General features: G+C 65.2%; 19 protein-coding genes. 9 read left to right on the top strand and 10 right to left on the bottom strand.

Annotation, left to right across the window (positions count from 1 at the left end):
• Positions 1-21 precede the first annotated feature (21 nt).
• Positions 22-2,595: an ATP-dependent chaperone ClpB gene (gene clpB, locus ACWF82_RS24335; protein ID WP_452504634.1), complete on the bottom strand. Its 2,574-nt coding sequence runs from the start codon at positions 2,593-2,595 to the stop codon at positions 22-24.
• A gap of 252 nt (positions 2,596-2,847) precedes the next feature.
• Between clpB and ACWF82_RS24330 the strand changes: the two genes are divergently transcribed.
• The 8 genes from ACWF82_RS24330 (at position 2,848) to ACWF82_RS24295 (ending at position 12,826) form a co-directional block, all read left to right on the top strand.
• A complete protein-coding gene (locus ACWF82_RS24330; RefSeq protein ID WP_452504632.1) occupies positions 2,848-3,837 on the top strand; it encodes an NADP-dependent oxidoreductase in 990 nt (329 codons plus the stop codon).
• Positions 3,838-3,867: 30 nt separating this feature from the next.
• Positions 3,868-4,578: a DUF6882 domain-containing protein gene (locus ACWF82_RS24325; protein WP_452504630.1), complete on the top strand. Its 711-nt coding sequence runs from the start codon at positions 3,868-3,870 to the stop codon at positions 4,576-4,578.
• Between the two features lie 214 nt (positions 4,579-4,792).
• On the top strand, positions 4,793-5,107 hold the full coding sequence (locus tag ACWF82_RS24320; protein WP_452504628.1) for a WXG100 family type VII secretion target: 315 nt from the start codon (positions 4,793-4,795) through the stop codon (positions 5,105-5,107).
• A 4-nt stretch (positions 5,108-5,111) separates the two neighbouring features.
• Entirely contained in the window at positions 5,112-10,073 is a 4,962-nt protein-coding gene (locus ACWF82_RS24315) for a WXG100-like domain-containing protein (RefSeq protein ID WP_452504626.1), read from the top strand.
• Between the two features lie 106 nt (positions 10,074-10,179).
• Entirely contained in the window at positions 10,180-10,977 is a 798-nt protein-coding gene (locus tag ACWF82_RS24310) for a hypothetical protein (protein ID WP_452504624.1), read from the top strand.
• 354 nt (positions 10,978-11,331) lie between these two features.
• Entirely contained in the window at positions 11,332-12,012 is a 681-nt protein-coding gene (locus ACWF82_RS24305; RefSeq protein WP_452504622.1) for a hypothetical protein, read from the top strand.
• A gap of 89 nt (positions 12,013-12,101) precedes the next feature.
• Positions 12,102-12,488, top strand: coding sequence for a type II toxin-antitoxin system RelE/ParE family toxin (locus ACWF82_RS24300; RefSeq protein WP_452504620.1), 387 nt, complete (start codon positions 12,102-12,104; stop codon positions 12,486-12,488).
• Positions 12,488-12,826, top strand: a complete 339-nt coding sequence (locus tag ACWF82_RS24295; protein ID WP_452504618.1) for a helix-turn-helix domain-containing protein — start codon at positions 12,488-12,490, stop codon at positions 12,824-12,826. Before ACWF82_RS24300 ends, ACWF82_RS24295 begins: the two co-directional genes overlap by 1 nt.
• A 104-nt stretch (positions 12,827-12,930) precedes the next feature.
• On the opposite strand, the gene ACWF82_RS24290 is transcribed toward ACWF82_RS24295, so the two are convergent.
• The 4 genes from ACWF82_RS24290 to ACWF82_RS24275 are packed head-to-tail and all read right to left on the bottom strand — an operon-like array spanning position 12,931 to position 15,958.
• The gene (locus ACWF82_RS24290; RefSeq protein WP_452504616.1) at positions 12,931-13,689 is read right to left on the bottom strand and encodes an ESX secretion-associated protein EspG; all 759 of its coding nucleotides are present in this window, start codon (positions 13,687-13,689) and stop codon (positions 12,931-12,933) included.
• 34 nt (positions 13,690-13,723) lie between these two features.
• Positions 13,724-15,043 (bottom strand): hypothetical protein, encoded by a 1,320-nt coding sequence (locus ACWF82_RS24285; protein WP_452504615.1) that lies wholly within the window; start codon positions 15,041-15,043, stop codon positions 13,724-13,726.
• A complete protein-coding gene (locus ACWF82_RS24280; protein ID WP_452504613.1) occupies positions 15,044-15,421 on the bottom strand; it encodes a hypothetical protein in 378 nt (125 codons plus the stop codon).
• Between the two features lie 9 nt (positions 15,422-15,430).
• Complete coding sequence (locus ACWF82_RS24275; protein ID WP_452504611.1) at positions 15,431-15,958, bottom strand: DUF3558 domain-containing protein; 528 nt, start codon at positions 15,956-15,958, stop codon at positions 15,431-15,433.
• An 87-nt stretch (positions 15,959-16,045) separates the two neighbouring features.
• On the opposite strand from ACWF82_RS24275, the gene ACWF82_RS24270 reads away from it, so the two are divergent.
• Positions 16,046-16,411 carry a hypothetical protein gene (locus ACWF82_RS24270; protein ID WP_452504609.1) on the top strand — a complete coding sequence of 122 codons (366 nt, stop codon included), beginning with the start codon at positions 16,046-16,048 and terminating at the stop codon, positions 16,409-16,411.
• A gap of 681 nt (positions 16,412-17,092) precedes the next feature.
• Here the strand turns inward: ACWF82_RS24270 and ACWF82_RS24265 are convergent.
• The 5 genes from ACWF82_RS24265 to ACWF82_RS24245 all read right to left on the bottom strand — a co-directional run bounded on the left by ACWF82_RS24265 (position 17,093) and on the right by ACWF82_RS24245 (position 24,841).
• Positions 17,093-22,036 carry a DEAD/DEAH box helicase gene (locus tag ACWF82_RS24265; RefSeq protein WP_452504607.1) on the bottom strand — a complete coding sequence of 1,648 codons (4,944 nt, stop codon included), beginning with the start codon at positions 22,034-22,036 and terminating at the stop codon, positions 17,093-17,095.
• Positions 22,037-22,124: 88 nt separating this feature from the next.
• Positions 22,125-22,430, bottom strand: a complete 306-nt coding sequence (locus ACWF82_RS24260; protein ID WP_452504604.1) for a PIN domain-containing protein — start codon at positions 22,428-22,430, stop codon at positions 22,125-22,127.
• Between the two features lie 115 nt (positions 22,431-22,545).
• Positions 22,546-22,842: a type II toxin-antitoxin system Phd/YefM family antitoxin gene (locus tag ACWF82_RS24255; protein WP_452504602.1), complete on the bottom strand. Its 297-nt coding sequence runs from the start codon at positions 22,840-22,842 to the stop codon at positions 22,546-22,548.
• A gap of 22 nt (positions 22,843-22,864) precedes the next feature.
• Positions 22,865-24,313, bottom strand: coding sequence for an Abi family protein (locus ACWF82_RS24250; protein ID WP_452504600.1), 1,449 nt, complete (start codon positions 24,311-24,313; stop codon positions 22,865-22,867).
• A 117-nt stretch (positions 24,314-24,430) separates the two neighbouring features.
• Positions 24,431-24,841, bottom strand: a complete 411-nt coding sequence (locus ACWF82_RS24245; RefSeq protein ID WP_452504598.1) for a restriction system modified-DNA reader domain-containing protein — start codon at positions 24,839-24,841, stop codon at positions 24,431-24,433.
• Positions 24,842-25,003 lie beyond the last annotated feature (162 nt).

Below are 25,003 nucleotides of genomic sequence, written 5' to 3'. Positions count from 1 at the left end.
ACGCACCGCGCTGTGGATATTTCACGAGCTGTGGACAACCTCGCGTCCGACGACCAGCTTGTCGGTGGCGTCGTCTACGCTCACCCGCACCGTGTCGCCGTCGGCGACCGCGCCGGAGAGCAGTTCCTTGGCCAGGCTGTCGCCGATGGCCTGCTGGATCAGCCTGCGCAACGGCCGCGCGCCGTAGGCCGGGTCGTAGCCGCGCACCGCCAGCCACTTCTTCGCCTCGTCGGTGACATCGAGCGTCAGCCGCCGCTGCGCGAGCCGCTTCTGCAGCTGCCGCAGGTTGATGTCGACGATCGATTCCAGCTGCTCGGCGTCGAGCGCGTGGAACATCACCACGTCGTCGAGCCGGTTGAGGAACTCCGGCTTGAACGCCCGCCGCACCGCCTCCATCACCTGGTCCTTGTCGCCACCGGCGCCGAGGTTGGAGGTGAGGATGAGGATGGTGTTGCGGAAGTCGACCGTGCGGCCCTGGCTGTCGGTCAGCCTGCCCTCGTCGAGGACCTGCAGCAGGATGTCGAAGACGTCCGGGTGCGCCTTCTCGATCTCGTCGAACAGCACCACCGAATACGGCCGCCTGCGCACCGCCTCGGTGAGCTGTCCGCCCTGGTCGTAGCCGACGTAGCCGGGCGGAGCACCGACCAGGCGAGCCACCGAGTGCTTCTCGCTGTACTCGCTCATATCGATGCGGACCATCGCGCGTTCGTCGGCGAACAGGAAGTCCGCCAGCGACTTCGCCAGCTCCGTCTTACCGACACCGGTCGGGCCGACGAACATGAACGACCCCGTCGGCCGGTCCGGATCGGCGACCCCGGCCCGCGCCCGCCGCACCGCGTCCGACACGGCCCGCACAGCCTCTTCCTGCCCGACGACACGTCCGGCGACCTCGGTCTCCATCCGCAGCAGCTTCGCGGTCTCGCCTTCGAGCATCCGGCCGACCGGCACCCCGGTCCACGACGACACGACGTCGGCGATGTCGTCGGGCGTGACCTCTTCGTTCAGCATCACGTCACCGTCCGGCGCCGCACCGCTGACCTGCTCGGCCGCGGCGAGCTCCTTCTCCAGCGCGGGGATCCGGCCGTAGCGCAGCTCGGCGGCCTTGCCGAGGTCACCGTCGCGCTCTGCGCGCTCGGACTCCCCGCGCAACGCTTCGAGCTGCTCCTTGAGTCCGCGCACGGAGTCGATCGCGTTCTTCTCGTTCTGCCAGCGGGTGGTGAGCTGGCCGAGCTTCTCGCGGTCGTCGGCGAGTTCGGAGCGCAGCTTCTCCAGCCGCTGCTTGGAGGCCTCGTCGGTCTCCTTCTCCAGCGCGACCTCTTCGATCTCGAGCCGGCGCACTGCCCGCTCGACCTCGTCGATCTCGACCGGTCGCGAGTCGATTTCCATGCGCAGCCGCGAGGCCGACTCGTCGATCAGGTCGATGGCCTTGTCGGGCAGGAACCGGGAGGTGATGTAGCGGTCCGACAGCGTCGCGGCGGCCACCAGCGCGGAATCGGTGATCCGCACACCGTGGTGCACCTCGTAGCGCTCCTTGATGCCGCGCAGGATGCCGATGGTGTCGGCCACCGACGGCTCACCGACGATGACCTGCTGGAATCGGCGTTCCAGTGCGGCGTCCTTCTCGATGTACTTGCGGTACTCGTCGAGCGTGGTCGCGCCGACCAGGCGCAGCTCACCACGGGCGAGCAGCGGCTTGATCATGTTGCCCGCGTCCATCGCCGAATCGCCGGTGCCGCCCGCCCCGACGATGGTGTGCAGCTCGTCGATGAAGGTGATGATCTCGCCCGCGCTGTTCTTGATGTCGTCGAGCACGGCCTTGAGCCGCTCCTCGAACTCACCGCGATACTTCGCGCCGGCGACCATCGCGCCCAGGTCCAGCGAGATGACCTTCTTGTCGCGCAACGATTCCGGCACGTCGCCTTCGATGATGCGGCGCGCCAGACCCTCGACGATGGCGGTCTTGCCGACGCCGGGCTCGCCGATGAGCACCGGATTGTTCTTGGTGCGGCGCGAGAGCACCTGCACCACCCGGCGGATCTCGGTGTCGCGGCCGATCACCGGGTCGAGCTTGCCGGCGCGGGCGAACTCGGTGAGGTCGGTGGAGTACTTCTCCAGCGCCTGGTAGGTGGCTTCCGGCTCCGGGCTGGTGACCCGCGCGCTGCCGCGCACCGTGGCGAAGGCATCGCGCATCGCCTCCGGGCTCGCGCCGTGCCTGCGCAGCAACTTGGCGATCTCGGAGTCGCCGTCGGCGAGCCCGACCAGCAGATTCTCGGTCGAGACGTACTCGTCGCCGAGCTCGGTGGCCAGCCGCTGCGCGGCGGTGAGCGCGGCCAGCGCCTCGCGGCCCAGCTGCGGTGTCGTGGTCGCGCCGGTCGCGCGCGGCAGCCGGTCGGCGATGTCGCCCGCCTCGCGCTCGACTGTCGCCGGGTCGACTCCGATGGCCTTCAGCAGCGGGGCGGCGATGCCATCGGTCTGATCCAGCAACGCCACCAGCAAGTGCGCCGGACGGATCTCCGGATTGCCTGCCGCCGAGGCGGCCTGAAGGGCGGCGGTCAGCGCCGCCTGTGTCTTGGTGGTGGGATTGAACGAGTCCACAGATCTCCTTGGGTGTGTCCGGTATCGACTGGTTCAACGCGCACAAAGTTGAGTCTGTTCCGCTCAACTCCAACTTTTCCCGATGGACGCCGGAATCGGTGTTCACGCTACGCCGCGACACCACCGAAGACGATCAATCACCGCACGTCGCAGCCCTGCACACCTAAGATTGCGCAACGAGATGCTTGATCTGCCGCAACCCGTTTCGCGGCGCGCTCGACGACCACCCGGCTCCACAGACACAGGAGACATATGCGCGCGATCGTGGTTCAGAAGTTCGGCGCCACCCCTGAGCTGGCCGACGTCCCGGTGCCGGAGCCGGGACCAGGTGAGGTGCAAGTCGCGCTGGACGCGGCGGGAGTCAACCCGTTCGACCTGAAGATGGCCGACGGCATCCTCGAGGGCAAGATGCCCACCGATTTCCCGATGATCCTCGGCGTGGACGGCGCGGGCACGATCTCGGCGATCGGGCCTGGCGTGCGCTCGTTCGCCGTCGGCGACCGGGTGGTCGGCAAGTTCCTCACCGCGCCTGCGGGCCACGGCAGCTGGGCCCAGTACGCGACCCTGCCCGAGGACGCGACCCTCGTCCCGATCCCCGACGGCGTCACCTCGGTGGCCGCGGCCGCGCTGCCCGTCGCCGGCGTCACCGCCCAGGACCTCGTCGACACCGCCCAGATCCGGCCCGGCCAGACGGTCCTGATCGTCGGCGCGACCGGCGGCGTCGGCTCCTTCCTGGTCCAGCTGGCCAATATGGCGGGCGGCCACGTGATCGCCACCGCCCGCGGCGACGCCACCGACCAGGTCGCCCGCCTCGGCGCCACGGAAACCATCGACTACACCCGAACCCGCCCCACCGACCCCGACGTCGTCGACCCCGACCCGGCCACCCGCCGCGACTCCAGCGTCACCGGCGCCGTCCGCTTCACCCACCCCGACGGCATCGACGTCCTCTTCGACCTGATCAGCGGCCCCGCCGACTTCGCCACCCACGCCACCCTCGTCCGCCACGGCGGCCGCGCATACTCCACCACCTGGGCCGCCGACGAAAACTCGTTGCGCGAACGCGACATCACCGGCGGCAACTTCGAATCCAAGGGCCGCGGACCGGAATTGACCCGATTACTGGGCCGAGTCGCCTCCGGGGACGTGGTGGTACCGGTCGAGGCGACAGTCCCCCTGGAAGCCGCCCCCGCCGTCCTCGGCGCAGGCAGCGCCCGCGGAAAGACCGTCCTGGCAATCTGATTCGCCGTTTACCTCGGTACGCTCGCCGCCATGTCTGGAGTGACACTGGCGAACCTGTTGGACGATGCGGCTCTGTTCTCGTTCGAGCATCAACTGCATCTGATGGACGTGGTGGGGGATCGCCCGTGGAGCGTCGACCTGCGCGCGGGCCGATTCACCTTCACCGGGGAGCAGCCGATCGAATGCTCGGCCGTCCACCTGCTCGGCTCGGCCGCTCCCGGTCCGCAGTCCTGGCTGTGGTCGTGGGGAAATCCGGCCGGCTACCCGGAGACGGTCACCGGCCTGGCCCAATCGGCCCGCGACTTCGGAATCCACCACCGCATCAGCGAACTCGCGAACGTGGAAGTCCCCTTCGCGGCCCTGCCCGGCGGCCCGACCCAGGCCGAGGGCGCGGTGAACACCTTCATGGACGCCTGCGAAGCGATCTCCGGCGTCTGGACCGCCTACAACGGCCCCGTGGGCGGCGGCACCCGAGCCGCGTTCCTCATCGAACACCCGCTTTTCCAGCTCCCCGCACCCGCGGCACCGCGCATCACCCGAGTCCTCCAGCAGGGCCTCACCGAATTCCCCCTCACCGACCACCGCCGCGCCCTCCACGCCTACGCCAACCATCGCGGCCTCACCATCACCTGGTCCCCCGACTACTCCCAATCCACCGTCACCGGACCAGGTTTCACCGCGACCCTGACCTTCGACGAGCTGGCGCGAACCAAGAGCATCGACGTGCGGATGGGGCGCTGATAGCGAGCGATCAACGATCGAGACATAGCGCACAATTGGGATCCGCGGTCTGATTCGGAACGTCCAATATCTCGACAGCATTGGTGCCGAGAGTGGGACTTTCGATGATCGACGAGCTGCCCGCGGCGATGCGGGCCGGAAACGACGTTGCGCGAACCGAGATGGGCTCGCCGTCGGATTCGTTGGCGGCGAAGCCTTTCCGGAGGCTCCTGCCGTGAGTTCGATCAACGCTGATCCCGCGGCGCTACGCAGCACGCAACCCTCGTTCGACGCGGTCGCATCGACCATCACCACCGCAGTCGACAAACTCGCGGCCGCCCTCGCCGCCGAAGGCGAGTGCTGGGGCGGGGACGAGATCGGGCAGGCGTTCGCCCAGAACTACACACCGGGCGTGGAAAAGGGCAAGACCTCGGTCACCAATCTGGCGAAGTCGATGACCCAGCTCGGGGCGAACATGGTCACCATCGCCACCGAGTTGTCCGAGCAGGACACAGCGACGGCAGCCCAACTGAACCAGACCGGCACCTGACCACGTGGGCATCGAAATCCCCGATTCGCTGCAATGGGTAGCGAAATACATTCTCGGCGCGGGTGATTGGCCCGAAGGCGACGAAACCGCCATGCGGCGAGCCGCCGACGCGTGGACCAGCATGGCGCAAACCCTCAACACCGTCGACGACGAGGCGGCCAAGGCGCTCAACTCCGCGCTGACCGCGTTGTCCGAGGGCGAGACCCACAACGCCCTCGCCGCCTACCGCGACAAGCTCCTCGCCGGTGACGAGGCCGCGTTCACCGCGATCCGCAAATGGTGCGAGAAGCAAGCCGAACTCCTCGACGACGGCGCCAACGACATCGAGCACACCAAGATGGTCATCATCGGCACGATGATCGTGGCGGCCGTGGAAATCGGTGTCGCACTGGCGACCTCGTGGACCGGCATCGGTGCCGTCGCCGGTGTCGCCGCACGGGTCGCGGCGCAGGTCGCGGTGCGCATCGCGATGAAATCGCTGCTCACCCGCATGATCGCCCGCGGCATCGCCAAGGCGGCCGCCCGAGCGGCACTGCGCGGAGCTGCGTTCGAAGCGCTCGAAGAAGGCGGGATCGACGGCATCGCGCGCACCATCCAGGTCGCCAACGGTGACCGTTCGATGGACGAATTCGGTTGGTCCGACCTGGGATTGGCGACATTCGGTGGCGCGGTCGGTGGCGCTGTCGGCGGTAGCCTCGGCAGCAAACTCGATGGTGTCGGCGACGGCATCACGTCCGGGCTGGGCAAGCTCGCCGCGAAGTCCGCGACCGGTGCGGCCACCGAGCTCGGCGCCGACCTGTCCGCTCAGGTCGCCTCCGCCGGAGCGGCGACCCTGTTCATGGGACAGGATTTCAACCTCGATATCGGGGTGGACACGTTCACCAGCGCGGGTGCGGGTGGTGTGCAGAGCGCGCTGGAATCCAGTGGTGGAAACGGGAACTCGCCCGCGCCGACCGTTCCCGAGTTGGGCGATGATGTGCCCGGCGATACCGACGCGCCCACGACACCCGCGGGCACCGGTGAGCCGGGAGATTCAGCGCCGGAGCCGACTTCACCCGCGTCGACGGGTGATCCGGGAGCCACCTCTCCCGCGTCAGCCGGAGCGGGGACGCCGTCGGCCGCAGAGGGTGACGGAACTCAGCCTGATGGAGCGGGAACGCCCTCGTCACCGGGTGAGGGATCGCCCTCGACCAATCCGGCCGGGACTGGACAGAGCGGCGATCCAGCCAGCGGGACTCCGTCGAACGATGGTCCAGCCGACAGCCCCAACACGCCCAGCGACGGCGCTCCGAGTTCGCCGTCTGATTCCGGTGCACCGAACAATCCGAGCACGCCGAGCGCCCCGAGCGAGCCCAGCGGAACACAGCCCGGCACCCCGGCCTCGCCTGGCGATTCGACCCCCGCTCCGAACACCAATTCACCCACCACGCCAGCCGAATCGAGTCCTGGCCCGTCGCCGCAGGGCGACACCACTCCTACAAACCCGACTGGCACCGGAGCCCCTTCGACGCCGAGCGACAACGGAAATGCCGCGCCACCCACTCCGAGCGATGGCGGCAATACCGCGTCGCCCGCGCCGAACGGTGGCATCAATACCGCACCCGCCGCACCGAGCGATGGCGGTAACACCGCACCCGCCGCACCCGCCGCGCCCGCCGCACCCGCCGCACCCGCCGCACCCGCCGCACCCGCCGCACCGAATGATGGCGGCTCGACCGCGCCTGCTGCGCCCCCCAGCAGCGGAAACCCCAGCGTGCCTGCGAGCCCCGCGACACCAGCCGAATCCCTCTCTCCCACCACAGCCGGTCAGCCCAGCACACCCGCTACACCGTCTCCCAGCCCGTCATCGCCGGACCTTCTGCCAGCCGACACCCCACCGAGCACTCAGCCGACGGCACCCACCACGCCGACTGATACATCCCCAGCCCAACCGAACTCGACCCCGCCGTCCAACCCCACAACAACCACGCCCGTAACCCAGCCGGCGAATCCGACCGAGCCGACCGCCACCACCCCGAACCCCAGCACCAACCCTTCGACCACGGTGCCCGGAACGACTCCGCAATCCGGCAACCCGTCGACTCCGGCCGTAACGCCGACGACGCAGGCGCCAGCCGACCCCAGCCGTCAGAACCAGTCGGCCGACACAGACACCACCGCGGCCGCGACAACAACTGCTCCGCCCCCGACACCCACCGCACCGACGACGACTCCCCCACCGACAGCCGCAATACCCTCCAACCCCGCCTCCGCGTTCCCTGGATCGACCCCGCCGATCGGCACCACTCCGGTCACGCCGCCGACGAATCACCCGGCAACGACGAATACTCCACAGTTGTCCACAGGCAACCAGCCGAGTGCATCGCCACGAGACACGCCAAGCCCCACCCCCACACCGACATCAACTCCGGCAACAACGCCTACTCCAGCCACTTCCCGGCCGGGGAGCAGCACTGCCGATACCGAGCCGGAACGATCAGCCGGGCCTGCACGCATCGATACCAATTCGCCTGCAGCCACTTCGACGACCCCGTCAGAATCCACCCCCGCAACGAACCCGGCCCCGAGCACCAACCCCACACCGCCAACCGACACCCGGCCGACCCACAACACCAACCTCACCCCGCAACAACTGGAGAACGCCAACCGCGCCCGCCAAGCCCGCGAATCCCTACGCCCGCTCTCCCCAGAAAACAACCAAGCCCTCCAGGTAAACCCCACCACCGGCCGCCCCTACCTGAGCGCCAGCTACCCGAACGCCCTCGGCGCACCAGTCCGCGTAGTCCGCGTAACAGCAGCCGTAACCAGCTCCCCCACAACATCCCCCGACACCGTCGCCACCATCACCGACCGCACCCAACTGGCCACCGACCACACCTTCAACCAGGGCAGCCAATTCCCCCTCGGCGACTGGCTCATGGTCGACGTCGTCCCCACCACGGACCCAACCACCGCCGACCTCACCATCGACGCCGACACCGACCCAACCCTCACCGACCTGGCCAACACGGTCCGCACCAACCTCGGCCTACCCCCAACCTCCACCCCAACCCTGACCCCCGAAGACATCAGACAACTCGGCGCCGACATCTCCCGAGCCGACCTGTCCAGATCAACCACCCCATCCTGGGCCGACCAACACACCGACTCCACCCCACCCCCAACCGACTCCACTCCCACGCCCGACACCGACACCGACCTCGACACCGACACCGACACCGACACCACCGTCGACCTCGACGCCATCCACAACCAGTTCGCCGAAAACACCCCCGCAGGCGTCTCCCACCACCGCGGCGACCCCACCATGGGCGACCTCCCCCACCGAGTCCCCGCCGACCCCACCCGCTTCACCGCCGACACCCACATCACCCCCGATGGCCAAGCCCAAATCGGCCCCCACACCCTCACCCCCGAGCAATACGGCGACCTCCTCCGCCGCTCCGGCTGGGACGGCGTAACCCCCATCCGCCTAATCGGCTGCGACGCCTCCTCGAACGGCTTCGCCGACCGCCTCGCCCAGCACCTGGGTGTCGAAGTTCTCGCCCCGACGCAAGCAGCGTGGACCGACGCCAACGGAAACGTCTTCAGCGCCAGCACCGTCACCAACCCCGACGGCACCCGCAGCCCCCGCATACCCCCAGACGGGATGTGGCAGACCCACCACCCCAACGGCGCCACCACAGCCACGGATACCAATCCTTCGGCACCCGGCCCCCACCCGAAGGACCTCCATCCCGACACCGCGGTAAGCCGCGCTGCTCGGCCTGGCGGCCGTGCGAACCCGTCCCACAACGACATCGACTGGCAGGAACCCCCGTTCGACCAGACTGTCCGCAGCGTCGTACAAGATGGCGAACCCTTCTACAGCGATCACCGGCCTCCGGCCGACAACCCGACGCTAGAACCTCGTACTCGATATGAAATTACCGACTCCAGTGGTCGCCGAACTGTGGTCTATACCGATGACTCGAATCCACCGCGTATTACACACATCGACGCCTCGGTCGATAACAAGCGGACCGGCTATCCGGGCAGCCCTGTCGCCAACCCCGATGCCAGCTATCCCATCGCCAACGTCGACTACAGAGTCGATACCAACCATCCCGAGCCCTTCACCTTCCGCACGGGCGATGACGGCCGTCCACAGTTCCAAATCGACAATTTCGGTCGCCCAGAAGGACCTGACTTCGAGCCTGCCGGTGACAATTACCGCAGAATCGATGACTGGGACCGAAGTCGACCCTTCAGCTTGCGCACCGATCTGGAACCGAACCGCCGGTATTCGGTATATGATTCCGACGGAAATTGGCATGGCGACTTCTATACCAGCCCAGAACTCGATGCCAATGGTAATGCGCAATTAACCCACATTAAGACATGGACCAGTAACAACCCGGAACTGGGCAACACCCAGACCATGCGCAGAAATGATGAGCGACCCACGCCCGGAGCTCCTCTCGCCGATGGACTCCCTCTGACGAATACGCGATACGAGGTCGATGATCGACAATTCCACACCGATGAATCAGCAAATGGATCCGTGTCGTTCAGGCCCGACTACAGCCCCGGCGGCCACCCCGGTCGCAACGGTACTGTGCAGGGCCGCACTGGACACGCCGGGGAGCTCGATTACCCTGGGGCAGCCTACCGGGGCGGCCATACCCACGACCACGTGGCAGGATCGATCAACGAAGCACTTGGCCTTGTCGCACAACTCTATCGAGAGAACAATATTCTGCTGCCTTCTACCGACCCACTGAGCCTTCACAACGACAGCTGGCGCCGATCGGAGCTCGATCGCAAGAATGCGCACGACGCGGGCCATAGTCTCGAGCGCGTACGAGTCTTCCCGAGCTCGGCATCCGTTGGCGTAACACCCGACTACCTATATTGGATGGTTCAGGAAACGAGGCCTGGCAGCAGTCAGATAGTTCTACATTTCAGAAGCCACCAGAATTTTTAGGAGCCGAAACATGGCATTGCCACACCCACTCGATCGACTGGGAATCCCACGTCAAACGAAAGACGATAGGTTTTCACAGAGCAGGCTTATCCTAGATTGGGTATCGATGCAATTCATTAAGGCCGCCCAACAAGATTGGCGGCGTATCGAAGTGGATGTGCTCGGTTCCGGCGCAGACTTTGACGTCAAGTATTCAATACTGAAGGAAGACGGTTCAGTAGGCATAGGTGACATACCAACGCAAGCTATGCGCGCATTCAGTGACATGCGCCACCTTCGGTACGAAGAGGATGGCACTGGAACATGGTTTTCAATGCGGATGTTCCTCGACCCGCCAGACTTCATGAATGCCATATACAACTCATGGGTCGACCCCATCTGGGAACCACCGATTCCGCCAGAGGCATATGCTGAAGACCTGCGGTATTTTCCACGAACAGAACAAAACATCCCGCGATGGCTGAAACAGAAGTTGAACCCGGACGTGCCATTGCCGCCGGTTACTCCAGGCGACCCCGAGCCCGGCGTGGATCAGATCGAAGCACAGATCAAAATTGCCTTTCCCTCCGGAACAACCTACGCACAGGTTCACTTCAGCGAAATTGGCAATCACCGGGAAATAAGTGGACTGATCCAGGATATTACCGGGCGAATGATCCCCTGGACACCGCCATCCGAGGTGGCGGATAGGTTCAGCGAGTACCGCGCAGCAACGCGTTCTCGTCCAGCGGTGTGGTTCTCCGCCCGCATCGAGGTCTGGTACGACGGCGCGCACAAGTTCAACATGTTCGGCCCCACAGAGCCGAAATGGACCACTCCGCCTTCGGCCGATGACTACCGGCAAGAAGTACAGCTTGCCGAGCTCTACAACGTCTCGCTCCCCGATTGGGTGGCAAGCCGTTAGCCAGCCCGAGGAAGGTTTCGTGGCCGATATCAGTGAGTCCAGGCTCCTAGCGGAACTGGTTCAGGCAACCGGCGAGGCTGCCACGCTCGCATATCCGGATTGGACCTACGCGGTATCGACGAGGGTCCCGCCCTCGCGCGGGTCGGCACCTGGGAAGTGGTCGCCTACCGGGGCGACGAAGGAATGAATCTCGACCTTTTCGACCACCATGACATCGACCGCCGCGTGCAGACTTATTCGACCAAGTTGCTCGCCGCACAGGGGCAGGAGTGCGTGGGGCTGAAATGCACAGCTGGTGGAGATCCTTCGGCCACAGGACCTGTGAACAGCTGATCGAACTCGAAAGGGCGACCGATGGGTGATGTGACGATCTCAGCACAGCGAATCTGGGATGCGCTGGTGGAGAAGGGTTTCGAGCCAGACATGCGGCGAGGAACCCAAGACCCCAGCCGGTACGAGGAGCTGACCGGAGTACCGGCCCCGACCGAGGTCGCCGAACTGTGGTCGGTGCTCGGTGGCCGCGACATCCTCGGGATGTGCCTCGAAGGCGCAGAATCGGCCGGTCAACTTTGCGCCGCCCGTGCGGATGAGGCCGAGTCCAGCGGCCCCGGAGTGCCCTACGAGGAATTGGACGGCTCGACCGACGGCGCGGTTCGCATGGTGTGGTGGGATCGCGAGTGGTGCCCACTGCTCGCCACCTCCGACCATGCGATCGCGGTCGACACCCACCCAGGTTCGACAGGCCACGCCGGGCAGGTCATCTACTGCAGTTTCGAGGTCTACTTCGACCGGGAGGAGGTGTGGAGTTCAGTCGCCGAATTCCTTCGCGATGTCCTGACTGTGGTCTCCTCGGATGCAGTCGCGGTGGAGGAAGGATGCGGAACGCTGGCCCACACTGACGGCTGGGGCAGGACCGTCACGATGGCGGTTCTGGAGGTCGGGCGCGCCCGTCGAGATGGCCGCCCGATCCCACTACCCGGAATCGTCGGGGGCTCCTCGCCACACTCGACAGGCGCCGGAGCCGACCGCGCCTGACGGCAGGAACCACCCAGCACCCAGCGGGCCCGCACCACACGGTCCGCCGCCGCGGTTGCAGTCCATAACATATTCATTATAATCGCAGTATGTCGAGCTGGCGGCTTGTCGTACATCCTGAAGTGAGGGAGTGGTTGCATGAGGTTCGCAAGACTGACCATGCGACCGCCGCGTTGATCGGCGCCGCACTACAGCAGGTGTTGTCCGGTCGAGGGCCCGACGAGGGCAGGCCGTTGGTGGATCGCGGTGTTGGGCACAGCGCGTTGCACAACCTGAAGGAGTTGCGACCGCCGAGCAGCGGCAACACGGAAGTCAGGGTGTTGTTCGTCTTCGACCCCGAGCGACAGATGGTCCTGTTGGTCGGCGGCGACAAGTCCGGCAGGTGGCAGGAATGGTATCGATCGGCGATTCCGCTCGCGGAATCCCGTTATGCCGAGTATTTGTCGGCACAGCAGATGCAGGAAGGAAGGGCATGATGACGGATTCGCCCGACCATGTGGAATGGCCGTCATACGACGGTGTCGAGCAGTTGTTCACCGAGTTGGATCTGACTGACGATGATCTGAGCCGCGCGAGCCAGGTCGTAGACGATCACGTGCGTGCGTGGCACCTTGCTCAGGTGCGGGCAGACCAGGACCGCTCCCAGACCGAACTGGCGGCCGCGATGGGTGTCAGCCAGCCCCGAGTCAGCGCTTTGGAACGAGGTGAACTCGATGGGGTGACGCTGTCGACGCTTCGCGCGTATGTGCGGGCGTTGGGCGGCAAGCTGAACATCGTCGCAAACTTCGGCGACCGCGAGTACCGGCTCACCTGACGGCCGGACTTGTTCGGCGGCGGCGATGGCAGGCTCCGGTATCGGTCCACGCGCCATAGGTTTCTGGACTTCCCAGGACGGGATCATCGCGGCCGCGGATCCGGTCAGTGGGAGCGGTAGGCGCCCTGGCGCGCTTTGGTGGCGGTGGTGGTGAGGATCGAGGTGAGGGTGGCCTGGAGGCGGGTGGGGGTGGTGGGTTTGGCGATGAAGGTGGTTTCGCCGTAGAAGACGTAGCGGCCGTCGTTGGTGAGGTCGTGGAGCTGGAAGTCGTCGCGGCCTTCGGTGTGGCGGTTGTCGACGCTGCCGTGGGCATAGACGCCGATGTGGGTGAGGGTGTCGGTGGGTTTGGCGAGGAAGGTTTCGAGTTGTTCTCGGGGGGTGGGGTTCCAGCGGTCACGGACGTGAGGGCGCGGGGCCGCGAGTTCGGCTGCGGTGACTTTGATTTCGCGGCCCTTGCCGGGGCCGACTTTGGGGAGGGTCGACAGGACCGCCGCGGCCAGGGCGTCGGGGGCCATCAGGTGGAGGGTGACGTCGCCCGGGTCGGATTCGTCGCCGGGTGCCTGGATAGCCAAGGCGGCGTAGGTGTCTCGGGTACCACCGTGCGCGCGGATCGTTCTCGTGCGACCGGCGGCGCCTGCTACCTCGACTCGGGCGTGCGGGGCCAGCAGGGCGGCCATGGCCGCGTCGAGGTCGCTGTCGAACTCGGCCATCATGTTCTCGGCGGCTTTGCTGCGGAGCCGGAGGATCTCTGCCTGGGATTCGACGTCGGTGTGGCGATGATGCAGGGGATACGGGAGGACATCGCGGCCTGCCGCCTCCCACAGGGTGCGGAAGTCTAGAGCGGTGAGATGCCAGGTACGCACGGGAGATCTACTCTGTTCCATCGGGTTTCACGATTCAGTCGGCGCCGATGACGGGCGGCACCATCTTGGGCACGTTGTCCAGACCGGTGAGTTCGTCACCGTGTTCCTGTGTGATCAGGTAGTCGGGGATGCCCTTGGTGGATTCGTCGTCCTTGCCGCCGCCTCTCGCGCCGGGGGCGCCCATACCCGGCATGCCGGCACGGCCAGCTGCGCCGCTGCCCGCACCCGCTGCTCGGCCGCCCGCGGCGGTGGTGCCCGTGGCTGCGCCGGCGCCGGGGACCGAGCTACCGGGGGCGGGAGAGCTCGGAGAACCGGATCCGGGAGCGCCCGCGCCGCCGCCGGGTGAACCGGATGGAGACCCTGAACCCGGATTTGCCGCACTCGGGGTCGTCGCTGTCGGTGTGGTCGCAGCGGGATCAGTCGACTGAGGCGTGGTCGCGTCGTCGTCGGTCGTCGAATCGTCGTCGGCCGACGTGTCGTCGGTCGTGTCGTCGATGGTGTCGTCGTCGGACGGGGTGGTCGGTTCGGGAGTTGCGGCCGCGGGGTTCGTCGCTGGTTGATCGGTGACCGGCGTCGACGTATTCGGGTTGTTCGAGGTGGGTGTCGTCGGGCCACCGTTGACACCGGGATCGCCGCCGTTGTTCTCGACGGTCTTCGGGATGGGAATGACCGGAACCTTGGTATCGGATTCGTGAATCACCGGGGCATAGACGGTCTTCAGGACGCGCACGGCCTCGACTCGCGCATTCTCCTGTGCGACATTGTCATTGCGCCATGCGCGGCCGGTGAAGAGACCGCCGAAGTTGTCCAGGCCGCTGCGATGCTCGGGTTCGAACGGGACGAGCCGCTTCGTCGGTTCGAGGCCGGTGCGCAGTTCGTCCAGCTTGCTTCTGGTGAGCGCGGCGGCGGTGGTGACCTTCTTGCCCGTAGCGTCGTATGCCGCAACGGTTTCCGCTGCCGCGGTCGCGGCGGCACCGGACCACACATCGGGGGCCATGCCGCGGGTGATCTGCTTGCGGAACTCGTCGAGCGAGGTGCTGTTGCGGGTCGAGATCTCGTTCCACGCGCTGATCAGGTCGTTGACGGCGTCGAGGTCGATCTTGTCGACCTTGGCGCGCAGCTCGGCGACGGATCCCTCGAAGTCATCGGTTTTCGTCACCACTTTGGGGCGGTACTCCCCGTCGAAGCCGAGGTCGGCGGCGTTCTGACGGTTCGTCGCTCGCTGATCGTTGTACCGATTCTGGATGTCGGAGATCTCGGAGCCATCGAGTTCGCCGTCGTCATCTGCGAAGGGGGACAAGACGAAGTCGCGGAGGCCGCCGAAAAGGTCGAGTCCTGCGATGTTGGGTTGCATCTACTGCACCTGCTCGGTGGTGTAGTCGAGGGCGTTGGCGGTTTCGATGTCCTGGCCGGTTAAGCGTTTGAAGGAGATGGAGAAGACTTCGCGCAGTTGCTTGACCGCTTCGATGTCTTTGAGGATGACCTCGTAGATCGAGTTCGGCTCTCCGAGTGCTTGGGCGCGGAACTTCGCCTCGAGCATCCTCGCCATGTCGAAATCACCGAAACCGGTGACGTTCTGCACGGTTCTCGCGACATCGAGCAAGCCCTGGAGATCGGAAAGCCGCACATCACATGCCTTGTACATGTGGTAGGCCGCTGCATCGTCATTCAAGCAGACCTCGCCAGCTCGAGCCTGCGCGGCCAACTGGCTGTAAAGAGTCGTTTCCGCCATGGTCAACGCCTACTTTGGGAAGGTCGGAACCAGCACAGCACCAGCACGCTGAAGGTTCTCGCAGGGGTCGTCCAACGGCCCGTCGGCGATCGCCGAGTTGCCGACCTCCAACTGCACCACACCTCGATCGGTGGGGAAGACCACATCGCAGATCAGGTTGCGCGAATCGCCTTGTACCTTGAACTGGCGACCGGGCCTGCCCGCGATCGTGACGTCCGTGAAGTTGATGTTTCCGGGCCTCTGCTCGAAATACGCCACCGTTTTGGCAGTTGTGTAGACGGTGAGGGAGTATTCGGACCCGCGCCATCCACAGATCTCCCACCCCGACTGCGGAATCCCGGCTACCCCCTTCTCCTCGGTCGCCGGATCCACCCCCGCGGCCCGCAACGCATCATCCGAGATCTCCGTACACGGATTCCACAGCACCGGCTTCGCCGTAGTGGTCGTCCCCTTCGACGACGTCTCCCCCGAGTCGCACCCGACCAGCCCGATCACTGCCAAGCCGGCCACCACCACTGCTGTACCTGCGCGTTTCATCCCGCCCCTTCCAGCCATCCGCCGCTCTGACCAGGGACATTAGCATGGTAAACGTCGGTCGGCCCCGGCCGCGTAGGTTGGTCAACCATGAGCGAACTTCGACTTTCCACCCCGTTCGACGGGCGCGATCCCGAGGGCAAACCGGTGGTGAATCGACCTGCCGTCGACCCACAGATCCGCGATCGAGTCCTGTCTTACCTCGCCCACGCGCCGGTGGTTTTGAGCGCACGCAGCTACGACACCGACGACTTCGACGCGCAAGTTCGGGATGTGCCGATGAACTTCCACACCGACGGGGTGTTCGTGTGGCCCGGCGCAGTCCCGCATTACCTGCGCAAGTACGGCCTGCCACCGGAACCGGCGCTGGTCCAGCACATCGTCGGCAAGAACTTCGAGATCGGGGAGGTCGCCGAGGACGCGAGGCAGGCGGCGGTGCGGTTGGTTGTCGGCTGACCAGTTGGGAGCGATGCCAACCAAGGCGTGAAGCACCACAACCGAATTGGATCTAGAACCTGTCCTGGCGATCGGGCTTGTCAGTGCTCGGAAAGCAACGTGGCCGCGCCAGCTATGTGCTGGCGACGAGCGGCGGCCTGGGGTTATGCCGTGTGGACATTGTTGCTCGCCAACGGGTTTGGGGTGTACCGTCGCGAACGAAGAACGGCTCCCGGCAGCGCTACCAACGCTACCGAGAGCCTGGGTACGAAACAGACTGCAACTGTTCGCACCGTAGGGGGAACCCTACCGCCAACACCTCGGCGTGCTCAAAGGCCGGGGCCGCCCGTCTGATGCCAGGAGCCGATGGCTCCCGCGTCCGGGTGTGAGCTGTCTCGTTTCGTTCTCGGGCCCGCGAGCCGTTCCTGGTCGTCACCGACGAGCCCGACCAGGGGAGCGCCAACCCCGTCACACCAGCCGTCTGCGAGTACCACTGTCGTACGCCTCGCACGTACGCACCGTGTCGGCCGGGCGTGCACACCTTCGACATGGTCCAACCAGCCGCGCGTCGATTCGACGCGGGGCCAGAAGTGTTGGCCGAGAGGGTCTATCGGGGCACGGTGATCGGGAGTCCGGGGCAGTGGGGAGACGACACCGGCACCCCTGGGTGCTCGATAGGGTCGTGGCCGCGCCGCAGGCGTCCTATTCCGCCAGGCCGTCCACGATCCGCATGGTTTCCACACTGACCGTGGTGACCTTCGCGATGAGGTCGACCAGGTACTTGGGCGTGTTCGCCTGCCAGTTGCCGGGGTCGTTGGTGATGGTGGAGTCCTTGTCGGTTTTGAGCTGGTAGCGGTCGAGGAGCCAGGCCAGGGCCGAGCGGGCGCCGAGGAGATAGGTCTCGGCGGCTTCAGGGATGCTGGAGATGGTGACGTGGGTGTTGTAGATCAAAGTGGTGCGGTCGTCGATGTTCTTGCCCGATATCGGGTCTTTTCGCTTGGCCCACTTCATCTTCTGCACACGCCAGGTGTCGGGGTCGGCCGGGTCGGCGCCGGGGCGCACGGTGACGGTCAGCGGGTAGGGGGTCACCGACTCGTAGTCGATGTGCAGGGCGGCCAGGGCGCGGCCCGCGGTGGCGAGCTGGGTGAAGCGGGCGTGGGTGGTGGGTGTGGGGATGTGCGGGAGCATCTTCTTCAGGTCGGCGGCGTAGGTGGTGCGGTAGGCGGGGTCGTGCAGGATGCCGTAGACGTAGTAGAAGATGTCGTCCTTGGTGAGCTGGTCGCCGATCTCCGCGCGGTAGGTGGCCAGGATGGCGTCGGTGATGTTGTCGACGCGCTGGTAGCCGTGTTCGTCGAGGTCGTCGGAGGTGATGGCGCCGAAATCGAGTTCACCCTCGGGGGGTTCGGGTTTGGTGTAGGTCCAGCGGGGGAAATACTGGCCGCCACTGCCTGCTCCGGTTACATGGAGGTCAGGGAGCGACTCGAAAGCGATGACTGAGAAGGGAACCGCGGAGCCCGTTCCCACCTGATAGAAGCCAAAGTTGGAATGATCCTTCGTCGGGAACATCGTCGGCAGCTGGTAGAGCCTCGCGTTCATATCGCGGTGGAAATAGACCGCCTGCCGATAGAACGGCCGGTACTGCCCGGTCAGCACCCGGTCGGGATGGAAACGGTAGGGGCGGTTCGCGGCGAGGTCCTTCTTGGCGTTGCTGTTCCAGCTGATGCGGTCGGGCCGGGTTAAGTCGGGGTTGGCGGCGAGGAATGTGTCGACGGTCTTGTCGGTGGGTTTGCGAATGTCGTTGTCGGCCAGGAACTGCTGGAAGATCGGGCGGATCGCCTCGTAGGTGTCGATCATCGCGCGCACGTTCGCGGTCAGCTCACGGACCGAGGAGTTGTAGCACCAGCTGTCGCGTTCGGTTTTCAGTCCCGAGGAGTAGGCCCGGAAGACCTGAACCGATCCAGGAGTGGGCTTCTTGTCGCCCAGTACCGGCCAGTTCTGGAAGTCGTCGCTGCGCTGGTTGATCCAGTCGCCGTGGGTGTTGGGGGCGATGGCTTGCCAGTCGACGGTGTCGAGCGAACCGTCGGCGACGATGCTCAGTTTCTCCTCACGGGACAGATAGTCGCCGATATCGCGGTAGCGGATCTCGCACGGGCCGACATGGTCCGGGTCCTTGATGCCGAGGAAGACGGCGACGGTGTTGCGGCTACCGGAGCCGAAGATCTTGCCTCCCTCGCGCCGGGACTGCTCCCCCGCGGTGCGCTGATTGCCGCGCAGGTTGTAGACGTAGATCCGGGAATAGTCCTGGGCCAGCGACAGGCGGATGCCGTCGGCGGTGTTGCCGTCGATCCAGCCGCCGTTGGAGACGAACGCGACAATGCCCGCGTCGCCGATCCGATCGGTCGCCCAGCGGAAGGCGCGCAGGTAGGAGTCGTAGAGGCTGTTCTTGTTCGTCGCGGTGGACCGGGCCGCATAGGTTTGCGCGATGCGGGTGTCCAGGTTCGGATACGGGCGGTTGGCGTTGAAATCGTTGGCACTGGTCTGGCCCACCGAATACGGCGGATTACCCACCACCACATTGATTTTCGTGTCGAGCTGGGCAACGATGCGGTCGTTGTTCTGCGGGAACATCAGCGCGTCCATGCTGTCGCCGGCTTCGCTGATCTGGAAGGTGTCGGCCAGGACGATGCCGGGGAACGGCTCGTAGCCGGTGGACTGCGCCGGGTCGAGTAGGGCGTGATAGGTCGCCTCGATATTCACCGCAGCGATGTAGTAGGCCAGCAGCATGATCTCATTGGCGTGCAGTTCGCTGGTGTATTTGCGGACCAGGTCGTCGCGGTGGATCAGGCCAGATTGCAACAGGCGAGCCAGGAAGGTGCCGGTGCCGGTGAACGGGTCGAGCACATGGACATTGGTGTCGGTGAGGCCGCGGCCGAAGGTGTCGCGCAGGGCCGCGTCGGCGGCGCGCAGGATGAAATCGACCACCTCGGTCGGCGTGTAGACGATGCCGAGCGCCTCGGCCTGCTTGGTGAAACCGATACGGAAGAACTTCTCGTAGAGTTCGGCGATTACCTTCTGTTTGCCCTCGGCGGTCTGCACATCCCCCGCGCGTACCCGCACCGAATCGTAGAACGGTTGCAGCTTCTGGGTTTCCGCGCCGAGGCCGGCGCCACCGAGGGTGTCGACCATGCCCTGCATGACCTTGGAGACCGGGTTGTGCGCGGCGAAATCGTGGTCGGTGAACAGGGCGTCGAAGACCGGTTTGGTGATCAGGTGCTGGGCCAGCATGCTGATCGCGTCGGCGGCGGTGATGGAGTCGTTGAGATTGTCGCGCAGGCCGGCCAGGAACTGGTCGAAGGATTCGGTAACGGTGGCGTCGTCGGTGCCGTCGAGCAGGACCCGGATCCGGGTTACCAGCGTGGTCGCGATATCGGCGACATCGTTGGCCCACGATTCCCAATAGGTGCGGGTACCGACCTTGTCGACGACCTTGGCCACGATCGCTTCCTGCCATTCCGACAGGGAGAACAGGGCCATCTGGGTGACCAGCGCGGAATCGGAATCAGCACCACTCGCCGCCGGATCGGTGTCGGCGGGCTGGTCGTCGGCGGGCAGATCGTCGCTGGTCGGGCCGATATGGCCGCCGAGCAAGTGGTCGGTACCGATACCGGTGGCCGTGTCGGCGCCGCTGTTAAGTCCGATCGAGTTGATTTCGGCGTTGAACCGTTCGTCATGGGAACGCAAGGCGTTGAGCACATCCCAGACGACGCGGAAACGGCGATTGTCCGACAGTGCCTTGGCCGGGGAAACCCCGGACGGCACCGCGACCGGCAAGATGATGTAGCCGTAGTTCTTGCCCTCGGCGCGGCGCATCACCCGGCCCACCGACTGCACCACATCGACCTGGGAATTGCGGGGGTTGAGGAACATCACCGCGTCCAGGTCCGGCACATCTACGCCCTCGGACAGACAGCGCGCATTCGACAGGATGCGGCATTCCCCTTCGGGGAAGGGGGCTTTGAGCCATTGCAGTTCGGCATTGCGACGCAGCGCGTTGAAGGTGCCGTCGACATGGTGGACCTCGCAGTGCAAGTCGAGGTTGGTCGTGTTGACGGCGTGGCCATCGGCCTCGCTGTCGGCCAGCAGTTCCCGGTAGGCGTCGACGACGTTCGGGAACACCTCGGCCACCTGCTGGGACGCCGCGATGTCTTTGGCGAAGACCACCGCGCGGCGCATCGGCGCCTCGTTGGCACCGAAGCCCGCGCCGTCGGGGCTGCTGCCCGCGCGCTTGGCCAGGGCGTTCCAGCAGCCGACGATCTTGGAGGCGTCGTCGAGACGCAGCTCGGCGAACTGCCCGGCCAGCTGTTGCTGCAGCGGGGAGGCGACCAGTTGTTCGTCGACGGTCAGCACGATCACCTTGTAGTCGGTGAGCAGGCCGGCCGCGACCGCCTTGCCGAAGGAGAGTCGATGGAACTCCGGGCCATACAGCGACTCGTTGTCCATCGAGACGAGCACGGCCGAATGTTCCTCGGCCTGGTCCTTGGCGGCCTGGGCGAACAGCCGCGGCGTCGCGGTCATATAGAGGCGGCGGCGTGCGCGCACGTAGTCGGCATCGTGCACGCGGACGAAATGGGACTCGTCGGCGCCATCGAGGGTGACGCCGGTGGTGCGGTGCGCTTCGTCGCAGATCACCAGGTCGAACGTGTCGATGCCGAGGTCCTGCGCCTGGGCGACCACCGGCAGTGACTGGTAGGTGGTGAAGACGACGGTCAAGCCCTTGGCTCGCTTGCCGTGGCTCATGGCCGTGGCCAGCGTCTGCGGGGTCGTGGTCACCGGGATCGCGACATCGTGCACGGCGATGTCCTCGGCGGCGCGCGAAACCTTGCTGTCGGAGCAGACGGCGAAAGCACGCAGCGGCAGTTCCGCCTGGGCGGTCCATTCGCGCAGCGTCTGCGACAGCAGGGAGATCGACGGCACAGCGAACAGGATCCGGGCGCCGCCCCCGTTCTCGGTCGCGGTGCGTTCGGCGATCTTGAGCGCGGTGAAGGTTTTGCCGGTACCGCAGGCCATCACCAATTTACCGCGGTCGACGCCCGTCTCGAAGCCGGCGAACACCGCGTCGATCGCTTCGCGCTGGTGTTCACGCGGGCCATGCTTTTTCGCCGGACTCAGTGTGACCCGCAGTTCGCCCGCGGGCCAGGCCACATCCCAGTTGATCGGCGAATCGGCGATCTCGGCCATCCCGATGCGCCGAACCTGCAGCGACTGGCCGTCGAGGGCGTCTTCGGCATGCTGGCTCCACCGATCGGTGGTGGAGATGATGATGCGGTCGGCGAATTCCTTCTTGCCGGACGCGGTGAAGAAGGAATCGATGTCCTTCTTGGACAAGGTGTGCGTTGGCTCGTAGAACTTGCATTGGATCGCGGTCAACTCGCCTGTGTCGCGGGCGCGGGCCACAAGATCGATGCCGGTGTCGGGCTTACCGTCACGACCTGGCCAGTCGATCCAGCGCCAGACCTTGTCATACTGCTGATTCTGGGTGGGGTCGAGTTCGAGGAAACGCACCATCAACTGCTCGAACTTCGTTCCGCGTTCAGAGTTGGACGGCTCCTGCCGCAACGCCTCGATCACCTCGTGAACCGAACCCACGACACCTCCCAGACCGCACCTGCCTACCGCCGGTATCTTGCCCTACGAGGGAAGGCTGCACCCGGGATGGTCTCGGAATTTGCTCGTTCTAGCAGCCTTCCCATGGACAGATGACCGGAACGTCGACGGCCTGGAAAAGCCGGACGTTGCGGGTGGCCACCGTCAGGCGGTGGGTGATCGCTGTCGCCGCGATGAGTGCGTCGACAGGGTCGATCGGACGGCCTGCGCGGTCCGCGCTCACCCGGCAGGCGCCCCAATCTAGCACCACGTTCACATCCGCAGGCAGCAGTCTGCGCTCGAATCGCGCCGGGAGTTCCTCGGCGAGCCAGCGTTCGAGTCGAGCACGACGTTTCCCGTCGGGCAAATGGTCTATGCCCCTGCGTAGTTCGCCCATTGTCACCACACTCAGGCGTGTTCGGTTTCGTCGTTCTCGGCCAGCCAGCTCAGTAATCCACGGTCGGGACGGGGCTTCACCAGCTCCGATATGGCGTTGGTGTCGAGCAGGTAGTTCACAGCTCGACGGCCCGGTGCGCCGGGTCGCTGCGCTCGCGATCGAAGAGTCGCAGCTCATCGTCACTCAATCCGGCCAGCAGGGATGTGGAGAAGAACTTGGCCAAAGTGCCGGTGCGCGCGGTTGCGCGGCGCCACTGTTCGACAGGAACGACAACAGCGACCTCACGTCCATGCTTGCTGATCACCTGCGGACCCTCCCTTTCCACCGTGTCGATCAATTCCGAGAACCTGGCTTTGGCGTCGGCCAGCGGCCACGCGACATCGAACGACCGTTCACCGTCCTTACGTGCCATCACCTACACCTACCAGCTTTGACTACTCGGGGAGATCACGGACCCTTACCGACATGACCTCGGATTCTTCACTCACGCCAATGACTGCAACAAGCAGGCGGGCCCGGTCCTCAGGCGACTTCAACAGCGTCATCGGCGCCGTCCCCTCGATGCCCGGGTTCGCCGTGATCCACCAGTCGGCGGCATCCCACGGTCGCTGACCTGCCTTCAGCGCCGAATTGATCCGCCGAACCTCGGGATGAATGCCACCACCGTTTGTATCGAACTGAAAGCTTGGGAATCGGAACGACTTGCCGATCGGTAGCGCCAGTAGTTGGTTCCGCGACCGCAAGTAGCGCACTGCACTCGCCCTGCGTTTCGGCACCGTGCTGACGTCGATGTTCAGGCCGGCTTCGGCTGTACCCATACATTCGAAGTGCCGCAGGATTTCCCGATGCTCAGCAGCGACAGGATCAGCGCGGGGAGTGTAGCTGGAGCACCAGATGGGCTCGCTCGTCCACCCCTTCGGGCAACCCAGGTGATCGTCCGACAATCCGAGGCCACCGAAATCTCTGGCCACCAAATCGACCACCCGACGCCGCCACGTCGAAGCAGGGTCAAGTTGCGCGGTAAGGAAGGCGAGGACCGCCAAGGAAGAGTAGATCCGGGATTTGGGTCGGGGGTCGGACGCATGGACGAGCTCAGGAGTACCTTCCAGCCGGCCGAGCTGATCGATAATGTTCCTGTTCCACAGCCGACCATGATGAGCACAGACGTTCCGTATGTAGGCCAGGTTCGAGATCCAGCTGCCGAGCGCAGCCCCATCGCCGTCACAGTCCGCATCGAAGACGCCGAACATCTCAGCGATCAGGCTCTTCTGACGTGACTTCAGCCCTCCGATCAGCACTACCAGACTGCCGAAGGTCAGAAGCTCGGTAACCACCCAAACGGGCAGCGGCATACCATATTTGACTTTGAAGTGCGTGACGAAGTCTTCTTTGGACCTGTCCTCTTCGTTCTTCACCTTCGAGAGCCACTTAGCATGCTCGCTTCCGAGCCAATGCGATCTACTGGCGAGCGGCCTACGCTCGTCGAAACGGGTGAACGCGGGTTCGAGCGACGCCGGGTCGAGATGGGCGAATGCACCGCCCTCACCAAGGATGTACCCCAACCGCATACGCAATGCCACCTCGACGCGTTCGATCCCGTCCAGGACGAGCAGCCGCAGCTTGCGATCGAACTCATACAGGTCGATGACCTGGTCGAACGTGGTGCCACTGACAAATGCGTCGGTACGCTGGGAGCAATCGCAGGCGGCCGCACACGTCACGGCGTGCTCGCGAAAGATGTACCAGTAACCACTCAGCCGGTAGTAGCCGATCGCCAGCAGCTGAGCTGTCGCAGCGGTTTCATCGCCGACCGTCAGCCCTCGGTCACGAAGCAGTGCAACCTGCTCCGGCAATGTCTTGAACGGTTTGTTGTAGCTGGTCACGAGCGGTTGTGCGCTGATTTCCCCAACCCCCTGCTAGTATCTAACTACATGGCCGATCGTCCACTCCCGCACCAGGGAGGGGCGGTCGGTTCTCTCGTAGGTCACACAACCGTCGCGCTAGAGGCTGGCTCGTAGTTCCCTGAGGCTCTTGCCGGACCGGACATGAACCCAGTTGTGCCAACCATCAATATCGGTTCCAACCAAGCTCTTGAGCGCGGGCGATGGCGCACTGTATACACCGTTCACTGTGCGGATCGAACCACCTTCGACCACCTCGCCGACGAGCACTTGCCCCTTCCGCACACGCTCGTGGCGCAACTGGTCTCCGATATCAATCAAACCCGCATCGACGAGTGCCGACAGCCGCCCGATACGGGGGCCCCTTTCAGCCCGATCATCCACCGCCCCCCTCGGGGATTCCCCACCGAGCAAGAGGCGCCGCAGGACGTCGTTGGGCTGCTCGAATCCTTGACGATTTCGCACGAGTGCCCGATACACGTCATCGTCTACGCGGATCTCATGTTCCATGCTTGCCTCCACACACCATACTAACTCCAACGCTTTAAGTCTGCAAGATTTCCAAGTATCAAAGTCTTCCATGGAAGGTCACCGACGCATATCGATGCCGGCGACCCCTCGCCAAGGGGCGGTCGAGGGCTTACGATCCGTCCGGCGAATGGGACCGTGACG

Source organism: Nocardia sp. NPDC055053 (genome assembly GCF_053608285.1).
Note: the sequence above shows the minus strand (reverse complement) of the source record. Positions and strands in the feature narration are given on the sequence as shown.